We start from the raw sequence: 9,907 nt of genomic DNA on the forward strand, positions 1-9,907 counted from the left end.
CGTGCCTACCGGCTGATCGCGGCGATGTGGATCCGCTCGACGCTGACGTACCGGGTGTCGTTCGCGCTGACCGTGCTCGGTGGCCTGCTGGTGACGGGCCTGGACTTCGTGGCGATCCTGCTGATGTTCTCGCGGGTGGACGTGCTGGGCGGTTACTCGCTGCCGGAGGTGGCGTTCCTGTACGGGTTGTCGGCGACCTCCTTCGGGCTCGCCGACCTGGCGATCGGCTCGGCGGGCCGGCTGGGCACGCGGGTGCGGGACGGCACGCTGGACACCCTGCTGGTGCGGCCGGCGCCGGTGCTGGCGCAGGTGGCCGCCGACCGGTTCGCGCTGCGCCGGATCAGCCGGATCATGCAGGGGTCGCTGGTGCTCGGTTACGCGCTGGTGGCGTCGGACATCGGCTGGACGCCGGTGAAGGTGCTGATGGTGCCGGGGATGGTGCTCTGCGGCGGGGTGATCTTCTCGGCGGTGTTCGTGGCGGGGGCGGCGTTCCAGTTCGTGGCGCAGGACGCGAGCGAGGTGCAGAACGCGTTCACGTACGGCGGCCAGACGCTGCTGCAGTATCCGCCGACGGTGTTCGGCCGGGAGCTGGTGCGCGGGGTGACGTTCATATTCCCGGTGGCGTTCGTCAACTGGGTGCCGGCGGCCTATGTGCTGGGGCGGCCGTATCCGCTGGACGGTGTGCCGCGGTGGGCGGCGTTCGCGCCGCCGGTGGTGGCGGCGGTGTGCTGCCTGGCGGCGGGGCTGGCGTGGCGGGCGGGGCTGCGGTCGTATCGGAGTACAGGGAGTTGAGGGTGGACGCGTTCATCGAGGTGGACCGGGTCGAGAAGGTCTTCGACGTCCGCAGGCGGACCGGGTTCATGAAGCGGGAGCGGCGGCAGGTGCGGGCGGTGGACTCGCTGTCGTTCACCGTGGCGCGCGGCGAGATGGTGGGGTACATCGGGCCGAACGGCGCGGGGAAGTCGACGACGGTCAAGATGCTGACGGGGATCCTGATGCCCAGCGCCGGCCGGCTGCGGGTGGCGGGGATCGACCCGTCGCGGGAGCGGACGCGGCTGGCGCACCGGATAGGGGTGGTGTTCGGGCAGCGGACGACGCTGTGGTGGGACCTGCCGCTGATCGACTCGTACCGGCTGGCGCACCGCATCTACCGGATCCCGGACGCCCGTTACCGGGAGAACCTCGACCGGTGTGTGGAACTGCTGCAGCTCGAAAGCCTGTTGGACGTGCCGGTGCGGCAGCTGTCGCTGGGGCAGCGGATGCGGGGGGACATCGCGGCGGCGCTGCTGCACGATCCGGAGGTGCTGTACCTGGACGAGCCGACGATCGGCCTGGACGTGGTGTCGAAGGCGAAGGTGCGGGGCTTCCTGCGGGAGTTGAACGCCGAGCGCGGGACGACGGTGCTGCTGACCACCCATGACCTGCAGGACATCGAGCAGTTGTGTTCGCGGGTGATGGTGATCGACCACGGGCGGCTGGTGTACGACGGTCCGCTCGCGGGGCTGCACGAGGCCGGGGAGAGCGAGCGGATGCTGGTGGTGGACCTGGAGCGGGAGTTGCCGCCGGTCCGGGTGGCGTCGGCGCGGGTGGTGCGGGTCGAGGGGCCGCGGCAGTGGCTGGCGTTCCCGGCGGGGCAGTCGGCGGCGCCGGTCGTGGCGCAGCTGGCGGCGGAGTATCCGCTGGTGGACCTGTCGGTGCGGGAGCCGGACATCGAGGCGGTCATCGCGAAGATGTACGCGGAGAAGGCGGTCTCGTAGGCTGCTGTCATGACCGACGACGCAAGTCCGGACCTCCGGGCGTCCGACGCCGACCGTGAGCGGGTCGCCGAGGTCCTGCGGGAGGCCGTCGCCGAGGGCCGGCTCGACATGGCGGAGTTCGAGGAGCGGCTGGACGCGACGTACCGGGCGCGCACGTACGGGGAGCTGGCGCCGATCACCCGGGATCTGCCCGCGGGCGGTGCCGTGGCGCCGCCCGCCCGGGTCTCGTTCGCCAAGGAACCGGTGGGCGGCGGGGGTTGGGCGGCGCGGATCGTCGGGGGCGAGGGGTCCTCGACGGGCGCGATCGCGATCCTGTCGGGGTTCGAGCGCAAGGGCCGCTGGACGGTGCCGAAGCGGTTCACCTGCCTGGCGTTGCTGGGCGGCGGCGAGATCGACCTGCGGGAGGCGAACTTCGCGGACGGCGAGGTCGAGATCACTTGCGTGGCCGTCATGGGCGGGGTGCAGGTCCTCGTGCCTGCGGGGGTCGAGGTCGTCGTCCGGGGCATCGGCGTCATGGGCGGGTTCGAGCACCCCCGGGACGACGGGCCGCCCGAGCCGGGCGCGCCCCGGGTCGTGATCAGCGGCTTCGCCTTCTGGGGCGGGGTGGGCGTGGAGCGCCGGGTGACCCGTGCGGAGCGGCAGCGCCTGAGGGAGCAGCGCCGCCAGGACCGGCTGGAGCGCCGGGAGGCCCGCCACGAGCTGCACCGGGCCCGCCGTGCGGACCGGGAGCTGGAGCGGGACCGGGCGCGGGACCGGGAGCGCGAGCGGCGCCGGCGCTGAGCGCTGCCGCGGGCGGGGCGCGGCTTACGAGGTGCAGACCTTGGTCAGTTCGCCGGCCGCGTCCGTGACGGGGCTGACGTCGGGGGTGTTGTCGCCGTTCTTCAGGGACGTGCGGACGTTCGCGACGGCCTTGTTCAGGTCGTCGACGGCCTTGTTGACGTCGGCGTCGTCGGTCTTGTCGCCGATCCTGTCGAGGTTCTTCTGGATGGCGTCGAGGGAGGCGTCGGCCTGGGTGGGGTCGTTCGCGGCGTTCTCGACGGCCTGCTGGAGGTCGGTGACGCTGTCGGCGATGGAGTCGGCGGTCTGCACGCAGTCCATGGCCTTGCCGACGGCGTCGCACCCTGTGGTGAGGCCGGCGGTGAGTGCGGCGGTCGCTACGGCGGCGGCGACGGCGGTGAGCCGGGCTCGGCGTCGGCTGGCGGCCATGGTGGGTTCCCTCCCCTGGTACGGCTGGCCGGGCGCGCGGTGGTGGGCCGCGCGCCCGTACCCGTGATGACGCCGGGGAGGGTGCCGGGGTTGCCCCCGGACACCGGGTTTTTTGGCCTGCGCTTTACTTCCCCTGGGGCGCGAGGGTGCTCGCGAGGGCGGCCTGCTGGAGCGCGGCCAGTTCGGTGCAGCCGGTGACGGCGAGGTCCAGCAGGGCGTCGAGCTCGTCGCGGGCGAAGGGCTCGGCCTCGGCGGTGCCCTGGACCTCGACGAAGCGGCCGTCGCCGGTGCAGACGACGTTCATGTCGGTCTCGGCGCGCACGTCCTCCTCGTAGCAGAGGTCGAGGAGGGGGACGCCGCCGACGATGCCGACGGAGACGGCGGAGACGGTGCCGGTCAGCGGCTGCCGGCCGGCCTTGATCAGCTTCTTGCCCTGGGCCCAGGAGACGGCGTCGGCCAGTGCCACGTAGGCGCCGGTGATGGCCGCCGTGCGGGTGCCGCCGTCGGCCTGGAGGACGTCGCAGTCGAGGACGACGGTGTTCTCGCCGAGCGCCTTGTAGTCGATGACGGCGCGCAGGGAGCGGCCGATGAGGCGGGAGATCTCGTGGGTGCGTCCGCCGATCCTGCCCCGGACGGACTCGCGGTCGCCGCGGGTGTTGGTGGAGCGGGGGAGCATGGCGTACTCCGCGGTGACCCAGCCCTCGCCGCTGCCCTTGCGCCAGCGCGGGACGCCTTCGGTGACGGTGGCGGTGCAGAACACCTTGGTGTCGCCGAAGGAGACGAGGACGGAGCCCTCGGCGTGCTTGCTCCAGCCGCGTTCGATGGTGACCGGGCGGAGCTGTTCGGGGGTACGGCCGTCGATGCGAGACATGCCGCTGAGCCTAGCCGTACCGGCGGAAGGGGCCCTCCCCGCGTCGGGAAGAGCCCCTCAGGGGTGAACCGGGGCGGTTCACATCATGTCTTCGATCTCCGCGGCGATCGGGTCGGCGTCGGTGCCGATGACGACCTGGATGGCGGTGCCCATCTTGACGACGCCGTGGGCGCCGGCGGCCTTCAGGGCGGCCTCGTCGACCAGCGAGGGGTCGGACACCTCGGTGCGCAGCCGGGTGATGCAGCCCTCGATCTCCTCGATGTTGTCGATGCCGCCGAGGCCGGCGACGATCTTCTCAGCCTTGCTGGCCATGTCGTGTCTCCCTGGTCCCTGGAATCCCTGCTCCGGACGTGCGGTCGCGGAAGCGGTGTGGCGACCGGTCTACACCACCGTGAACACGGGCGCCAAACCCGCTCCGGCCGACACGAGAAGTAGCCGTTTCGTCGCAGGAATCGCGGGTTCCTTATGCCACCTTCATCGTGCTACAACAGGTCTACACCACTGAGTGGTGTAGACCACCACCCGACGGAGGACGTATGAGCACCGCCACCGAAACGGCGGCCCCCGCGAAGAAGCGGGGATCCGGTCTGTTCCAGGGCCTGCAGAAGGTCGGCCGCAGCCTGCAGCTCCCCATCGCCGTCCTGCCGGCGGCGGGCCTTCTGCTCCGGTTCGGCCAGCAGGACATCCACGACAAGCTGCATCTTCCCGACAAGGTTACTGCAGTGTTCGCCACGGCCGGTGGCGCGATCTTCGACAACCTGCCGCTGCTGTTCTGCGTCGGTGTCGCGATCGGCTTCGCCAAGAAGTCGGACGGCTCCACCGCGCTCGCCGCCCTGGTGGGCTTCCTGGTCTACAGCAACGTCCTGAAGGCGTTCCCCGTCACCGAGGCCAAGATCCAGAAGGGCGCGGACATAGCCGCGACCTACAACAACCCCGGCGTCCTCGGCGGCATCGTGATGGGTCTGCTCGGTGCCGTGATCTGGCAGCGGTACCACCGCACCAAGCTGGTGGACTGGCTCGGCTTCTTCAACGGGCGCCGCCTGGTGCCGATCATCATGGCGTTCGTCGGCACCCTGATGGGCGTCTTCTTCGGCCTCGTCTGGGAGCCGATCGGCCACGTCATCTCCGACTTCGGCAAGTGGATGACCGGTCTGGGCGCCGTCGGCGCCGGTCTGTTCGGCCTGATCAACCGTGCGCTGATCCCGGTCGGCATGCACCAGTTCGTCAACACGGTCTCGTGGTTCCAGCTCGGCGACTTCAAGAACGCGGCCGGCGACGTCGTCCACGGCGACCTCAACCGCTTCTTCGCCGGCGACCCGACGGCCGGCCAGTTCATGTCGGGCTTCTTCCCGATCATGATGTTCGGTCTGCCGGCCGCCGCGATCGCCATCGCGCACTGCGCCCGCCCCGAGCGCCGCAAGGCCGTGATGGGCATGATGATCTCGCTCGCGCTGACCTCCTTCGTGACCGGCGTGACCGAGCCGATCGAGTTCTCGTTCATGTTCATCGCGCCGGTGCTGTACGCGATCCACGCGGTGCTGACCGCCCTGTCCATGGCGATCACCTGGGCCCTCGGCGTCCACGCGGGCTTCACCTTCTCCGCGGGTGTCATCGACTACGCGCTCAACTGGAGCCTCGCCACCAAGCCCTGGCTGATCATCCCCATCGGCCTGGTCTTCGGCGCGGTCTACTACGCCGTCTTCCGCTTCGCCATCATCAAGTTCGACCTCCCCACCCCGGGCCGTGAGCCCGAGGAGGAGGTCGAGGACCTCACCAAGGCGTGAGGAGCGGTCGTACCGCGTGCGCGAAGGCCCCGGGACCGAAGAGGTCCCGGGGCCTTCGCGCAGTCCGAGAGGCGTCCGAGGGGGCGTCCCGAGGGGTCAGATCTCGTACGTCCGCCCCGGTGCCGCCAGGTCCACCGGGGCGGGGAAGACCGCACGGGCGTCGCGGAGGTTGACCTGCGGGTCGGTCCACGGGGGGATGTGCGTGAGCACCAGGCGGCGGGCGCCCGCGCGTGCCGCCGTCTCCCCCGCCTCGCGGCCGTTGAGGTGGAGGTCGGGGATGTCCTCCTTGCCGTGCGTGAACGCCGCCTCGCACAGGAACAGGTCGGTGTCCCGGGCCAGCGTGTCCAGCGCGTCGGTGACCCCCGTGTCGCCGGAGTAGGTGAGGGACTTCCCGCCGTGCTCGATGCGGATGCCGTACGCCTCGACGGGATGGCGGACCCGCTCGGTGTGCACCGTGAAGGGGCCGATCTCGAAGGTGGACGGCTTGACCGTGTGGAAGTCGAAGACCTCGCTCATGGAGGAGGCGGAGGGGGTGTCGGCGTAGGCCGTGGTCAGGCGGTGCTCGGTGCCCTCGGGGCCGTAGACCGGGATCGGCGCGCAGCGGCCGCCGTCGTGGCGGTAGTAGCGCGCGACGAAGTACCCGAGCATGTCGATGCAGTGGTCGGCGTGCAGATGGCTCAGGAAGATCGCGTCGAGGTCGTAGAGACCGCAGTGGCGCTGCAGCTCGCCGAGGGCGCCGTTGCCCATGTCGAGAAGCAGCCGGAAGCCGTCGGCCTCGACGAGGTAGCTCGAACAGGCCGATTCCGCGGACGGGAACGACCCCGAGCAGCCGACGACGGTGAGCTTCATGAAGCAGAAACCTCCGTTGGCGGAAAGCCTGGTGGGCGCGGATGTGAGGGGTCGGGAAAGCGGGCTGGCAGAGGTCGTGCGGTCCGTCGAGCGTAAGGCGCAAAAGGGCCGGTCGCTCCTCCGCCAGGGGCCGTTGTGGGCGAACTCACCTGTGCTGTCACCGGTTCGGCTGGACCAAGGGCGCACAAGGATTGCGAGAGGGCGCGCGGCGCGCGGCGCACGCCGGTAACGTCGTGCCCATGGACACGTCCTGGTGGCTGGCGCTCGCGGCGGTGGTACTGCTCGCACTCGTCGCCACGCTCGTCGACGGCTGGGGCCGGGGCCACCGGCCCGGCGGCCGCCGGCTCAGGCCCCCCGGGCGGCCCGGCGCGCGGCGCGGCGCGGACCCGGACTCGCGTCCGCGCCCTGGGGACATCTGGTGGGCGAACGTGCCCTACGAGGACCGGCCGGACGCCAAGGACCGGCCCTGTCTGGTGCTGGCCGTCCGCGGCGACCGGGCCACCGTCGCGAAGATCACCAGCAGGTACCACGACCAGCGCGCCGGCGTGATCCCGCTGCCGCCCGGCTCGGTCGGCGACGCGCACGGCCGGCCGAGCTTCCTGCGCACGGACGAGCTGCGCGAGGTGCCGGTGTGGGAGTTCCGGCGCCGGGTGGGCGTGGTCGACCCGGTCCTGTGGGACCAGGTGCGCCACCTGGCCGGTTAGCCGTCAGCGCACCCGCACGGTGACCGTCCACTCCTGGAGGCCCTTGCAGGAGACCTGGCCGGGGGCGGTGGGTGTGGCGCACAGGGGGCGCGAGGACGTCAGCTCGGTGGTTCCGGACGTCACCGCCTGGTAGGCCGCCGTGGCGTCGCCGGGCTGGATGACGAAGCCGGCGTTGATCCCCTTCAGGGCGGGCCCGCTCGCGTCGACCGGCTTCCAGGGGCGGGCCCGGGTGCCGTCGAGGGTGAGCCGCAGCTCGCCGCCCTTGGTGAGGCAGACGGTGCGGCCGGTGTCGGCCGCCGTCAGCTCCAGATGGGTGACGCACCCCGTGCCGCCGGGCGAGGCGGCCGGGGACGCCGCGGAGGACGGGGACGACGACGGGGACACCTTGTCGTTGCCGCCCCGGCCGCCGGTGCCGTCGCTCTGGGAGCCGCACGCGGCCAGGAGCAGCGCTGCCGCCGTGATCGCGAGGGGTGTCGTACGGCGCATGGGTCCGCCTTTCTGCCGTGGCCGTCCGGGTCCGGCCGGCCGCCTGGTGCAGATGTGACGTACCACCACGGCGGACGGATCCCGCCCCCGGACGGCCGTCCGGGGGCGGGATCGGGGCCGTACGGGTCAGCTGGTCGTCAGGGCGGTGTCGTCCACGACGAAGCTGGTCTGCAGGGAGGAGTCCTCCACCCCGCTGAACTTCAGGGTGACCGTCTGACCGGCGAACGAGGACAGGTCGAAGGTCTTCTGCGCGTACCCGGAGGCGGCGTTGGCGTTCGAGTACGTCGCCAGGGTGGTCGAACCGGCGGTGACCGTCAGCTTGTCGTACGCGGTGCTGCCGGACTCGGCGGTGTCGATGTGCAGGTAGAAGGTGTAGCTGGCCTTGCAGCCGGAGGGGATGGTCACCGACTGGGAGAGCGTGTCGGTGTGCGCGGAGCCGTAGCCGTCCATCCACGCCTTGTAGGAGCCGCTGTGGGCCGCCTCACCGGTGTCGTTGGTGATGACGCCGCTGGTGGAGGTCCAGCCGGTGCTGCCGGACTCGAAGCCCGGGTTGGCCAGCAGCTGCGCCGAGGAGCAGGTGCCGCCGGAGGAGCCGACCGTCCAGGCGAAGGAGGTCGAGCCGGAGGCGCCGGTGGAGTCCTTGGCGGTGACGGTGACCTGGTAGGTGCCGGCGGTGGACGCCGTACCGGAGATCAGGCCGGTGGAGCTGTTGATGGACAGGCCGGTGGGCAGGCCGGAGGCGCTGTAGGTCAGGGCCGCGCCGGCGCTGTCGGTGGCGTGGATCTGCAGGCTCGCCGAGCCGCCCGTGGTGGTGGACTGGCTGCCGGGGTTGGTGACGGTCACCGTGTTGCCGCTGGTGGTGCCGGCGGTGAAGGCGGTGGTGCCGTTCGGGGTGCCCCAGCCGGTCGGGCCGTCGTAGCCGGTACCGGCGGTGCAGAAGTACGAGGTGGAGCAGGAGCCGTTGCTGCCGCTGGTCACGTCGTACAGGTTGCCGGTGTGGGCGTAGGGGTACTTCGCCGGGTAGTCGGCGGAGCCCGGGGTGCCCGCGAGGGCGTAGACGCCGGCGACGATCGGGGCGGAGGCGCTGGTGCCGCCGTAGACCGCCCAGCCGGAGCCGCCGTAGGTGTCGTAGACCGCGACGCCGGTGGCCGGGTCGGCGACGGCGGAGACGTCGGCCTCCATGCGCTTGGAGCAGCCGGTGTCGGTCTGCCAGCTCGGCTTCGGGTCGTAGGCGGAGCAGCCGGAGCCGGTGCCCTCGGTGGAGCTGGTGTGCCACACCGACTCGCTCCAGCCGCGGGAGTTGGAGGCGGTGGTGAGCGCGGTGCCGCCGACGGCGGTCACGTACTGGGAGGTCGCCGGGTACTCGGCGCCGTAGGCGGAGTCACCGGAGGAGACGGTGATGGCGACGCCGGGGTGCTTGAAGTACGAGGTGTCCTCGCTGGTCTGCGTGGAGGACTCGGAGCCGCCCCAGCTGTTGGAGACGACCTTGGCGCCGAGGGAGACGGCCTCGTTCTCGGCGATGCCGAGGTCGGTGTCGTTCGCGGAGTTCGCCTCGACCAGGACGATGCTGCAGTTCGGGCAGACGGCGCTGACCATGTCGAGGTCGAGCGCCTCCTCGCCGGCCCAGCCGGTGTCGTTGGTGGGCAGCGAGGTGGTGGAGCCGGTCTGGCTGACCTGCTTGAAGCAGCCGTTGGCCTTGGTGCAGGAGGACAGGCCGTAGGTGGAGCGGTAGGTGCCCAGGTCCGCTTCCGCGTTGGGGTCGTTGTAGGCGTCGACGATCGCGACGGTCATGCCGGAGCCGCCCGTGCTGGGCAGGTTGTAGGCGCTGTGCAGGTTGGCCGGCGAGAGGCCGGAGGGGGCGGCCGCCGCGGCGGCGAGCGCCGAGGCGAGCCGCTGCTTGATGTCGGTGCGGCGCTGGGCGAAGCAGGACGCGTGGCCCGGCTCGGCGGTGGCGCACAGATGGGTCGTGGGGACCTTCTGGCCGGCCTTGCCGGTGGCGTGGAAGGTCTGCCGCTTCGGGTCGGTCAGGGCCTTGGAGTTCTGCGCGGCCTTGGAGGTGTGGTGCGCGGGAGCGGCGGCCGCCTGCGCCCCGGCCGTGGGCGCGGCGGCGAGTCCGGCGACGGTGAGGGCGAGGGCGGGGAAGGCGACGGACACGAGTCTTCTCAGACCGCGTCTCCGCCTGCTCGGGCGTGACTCACGCATGGGGAACTGCCTCCGGTTGAAGTGGGGATTCGCACTGGATTGGCAGGC

At 71.6% G+C, this 9,907-nt stretch carries 11 protein-coding genes; 5 read left to right on the forward strand and 6 right to left on the reverse strand.

Annotated features, from left to right (window positions below):
* Positions 1–24 precede the first annotated feature (24 nt).
* The 3 genes from AQJ66_RS19970 to AQJ66_RS19980 are packed head-to-tail and all read left to right on the forward strand — an operon-like array spanning position 25 to position 2,537.
* Positions 25–792 (forward strand): ABC transporter permease, encoded by a 768-nt coding sequence (locus tag AQJ66_RS19970; protein ID WP_079060303.1) that lies wholly within the window; start codon positions 25–27, stop codon positions 790–792.
* Entirely contained in the window at positions 789–1,757 is a 969-nt protein-coding gene (locus tag AQJ66_RS19975) for an ABC transporter ATP-binding protein (RefSeq protein WP_244162871.1), read from the forward strand. Before AQJ66_RS19970 ends, AQJ66_RS19975 begins: the two co-directional genes overlap by 4 nt.
* A gap of 9 nt (positions 1,758–1,766) precedes the next feature.
* Positions 1,767–2,537, forward strand: coding sequence for a DUF1707 SHOCT-like domain-containing protein (locus AQJ66_RS19980; protein ID WP_061923824.1), 771 nt, complete (start codon positions 1,767–1,769; stop codon positions 2,535–2,537).
* A gap of 24 nt (positions 2,538–2,561) precedes the next feature.
* Here AQJ66_RS19980 and AQJ66_RS19985 read toward each other — a convergent pair whose 3' ends face one another.
* From AQJ66_RS19985 to AQJ66_RS19995, 3 genes are all read right to left on the reverse strand, one after another.
* Positions 2,562–2,963: a prefoldin domain-containing protein gene (locus AQJ66_RS19985; protein ID WP_061923826.1), complete on the reverse strand. Its 402-nt coding sequence runs from the start codon at positions 2,961–2,963 to the stop codon at positions 2,562–2,564.
* Positions 2,964–3,087: 124 nt separating this feature from the next.
* Positions 3,088–3,834, reverse strand: a complete 747-nt coding sequence (gene rph, locus AQJ66_RS19990) for a ribonuclease PH (protein WP_061923829.1) — start codon at positions 3,832–3,834, stop codon at positions 3,088–3,090.
* 78 nt (positions 3,835–3,912) lie between these two features.
* Complete coding sequence (locus AQJ66_RS19995; RefSeq protein WP_030782705.1) at positions 3,913–4,146, reverse strand: PTS sugar transporter subunit IIB; 234 nt, start codon at positions 4,144–4,146, stop codon at positions 3,913–3,915.
* Positions 4,147–4,370: 224 nt separating this feature from the next.
* Between AQJ66_RS19995 and AQJ66_RS20000 the strand changes: the two genes are divergently transcribed.
* Positions 4,371–5,618, forward strand: coding sequence for a PTS transporter subunit EIIC (locus AQJ66_RS20000; protein WP_061923831.1), 1,248 nt, complete (start codon positions 4,371–4,373; stop codon positions 5,616–5,618).
* A gap of 96 nt (positions 5,619–5,714) precedes the next feature.
* Here AQJ66_RS20000 and AQJ66_RS20005 read toward each other — a convergent pair whose 3' ends face one another.
* Positions 5,715–6,467, reverse strand: coding sequence for an MBL fold metallo-hydrolase (locus AQJ66_RS20005; RefSeq protein ID WP_061923834.1), 753 nt, complete (start codon positions 6,465–6,467; stop codon positions 5,715–5,717).
* Between the two features lie 239 nt (positions 6,468–6,706).
* Here AQJ66_RS20005 and AQJ66_RS20010 point away from each other — a divergent pair, with 239 nt between their 5' ends.
* On the forward strand, positions 6,707–7,171 hold the full coding sequence (locus AQJ66_RS20010) for a type II toxin-antitoxin system PemK/MazF family toxin (protein ID WP_061923837.1): 465 nt from the start codon (positions 6,707–6,709) through the stop codon (positions 7,169–7,171).
* Between the two features lie 3 nt (positions 7,172–7,174).
* Here the strand turns inward: AQJ66_RS20010 and AQJ66_RS20015 are convergent, their stop codons facing one another.
* Both AQJ66_RS20015 and AQJ66_RS20020 read right to left on the reverse strand, forming a co-directional pair.
* Positions 7,175–7,657: a hypothetical protein gene (locus AQJ66_RS20015; RefSeq protein WP_061923841.1), complete on the reverse strand. Its 483-nt coding sequence runs from the start codon at positions 7,655–7,657 to the stop codon at positions 7,175–7,177.
* Positions 7,658–7,783: 126 nt separating this feature from the next.
* On the reverse strand, positions 7,784–9,859 hold the full coding sequence (locus AQJ66_RS20020) for a putative Ig domain-containing protein (RefSeq protein ID WP_061923844.1): 2,076 nt from the start codon (positions 9,857–9,859) through the stop codon (positions 7,784–7,786).
* Positions 9,860–9,907: the final 48 nt, after the last annotated feature.

This window comes from Streptomyces bungoensis, assembly GCF_001514215.1.
Taxonomy (GTDB): domain Bacteria; phylum Actinomycetota; class Actinomycetes; order Streptomycetales; family Streptomycetaceae; genus Streptomyces; species Streptomyces bungoensis.

Excerpts from the sequence above, each read along its gene's own strand:
- rph (WP_061923829.1), bottom strand. The coding sequence starts at position 3,834 with ATGTCTCGCATCGACGGCCGTACCCCCGAACAGCTCCGCCCGGTCACC.
- AQJ66_RS19970 (WP_079060303.1), top strand. The coding sequence starts at position 25 with ATGTGGATCCGCTCGACGCTGACGTACCGGGTGTCGTTCGCGCTGACC.
- AQJ66_RS20000 (WP_061923831.1), top strand. The coding sequence starts at position 4,371 with ATGAGCACCGCCACCGAAACGGCGGCCCCCGCGAAGAAGCGGGGATCC.
- AQJ66_RS20015 (WP_061923841.1), bottom strand. The coding sequence starts at position 7,657 with ATGCGCCGTACGACACCCCTCGCGATCACGGCGGCAGCGCTGCTCCTG.
- AQJ66_RS20005 (WP_061923834.1), bottom strand. The coding sequence starts at position 6,467 with ATGAAGCTCACCGTCGTCGGCTGCTCGGGGTCGTTCCCGTCCGCGGAA.
- AQJ66_RS19985 (WP_061923826.1), bottom strand. The coding sequence starts at position 2,963 with ATGGCCGCCAGCCGACGCCGAGCCCGGCTCACCGCCGTCGCCGCCGCC.
- AQJ66_RS19980 (WP_061923824.1), top strand. The coding sequence starts at position 1,767 with ATGACCGACGACGCAAGTCCGGACCTCCGGGCGTCCGACGCCGACCGT.
- AQJ66_RS20020 (WP_061923844.1), bottom strand. The coding sequence starts at position 9,859 with ATGCGTGAGTCACGCCCGAGCAGGCGGAGACGCGGTCTGAGAAGACTC.
- AQJ66_RS20010 (WP_061923837.1), top strand. The coding sequence starts at position 6,707 with ATGGACACGTCCTGGTGGCTGGCGCTCGCGGCGGTGGTACTGCTCGCA.
- AQJ66_RS19995 (WP_030782705.1), bottom strand. The coding sequence starts at position 4,146 with ATGGCCAGCAAGGCTGAGAAGATCGTCGCCGGCCTCGGCGGCATCGAC.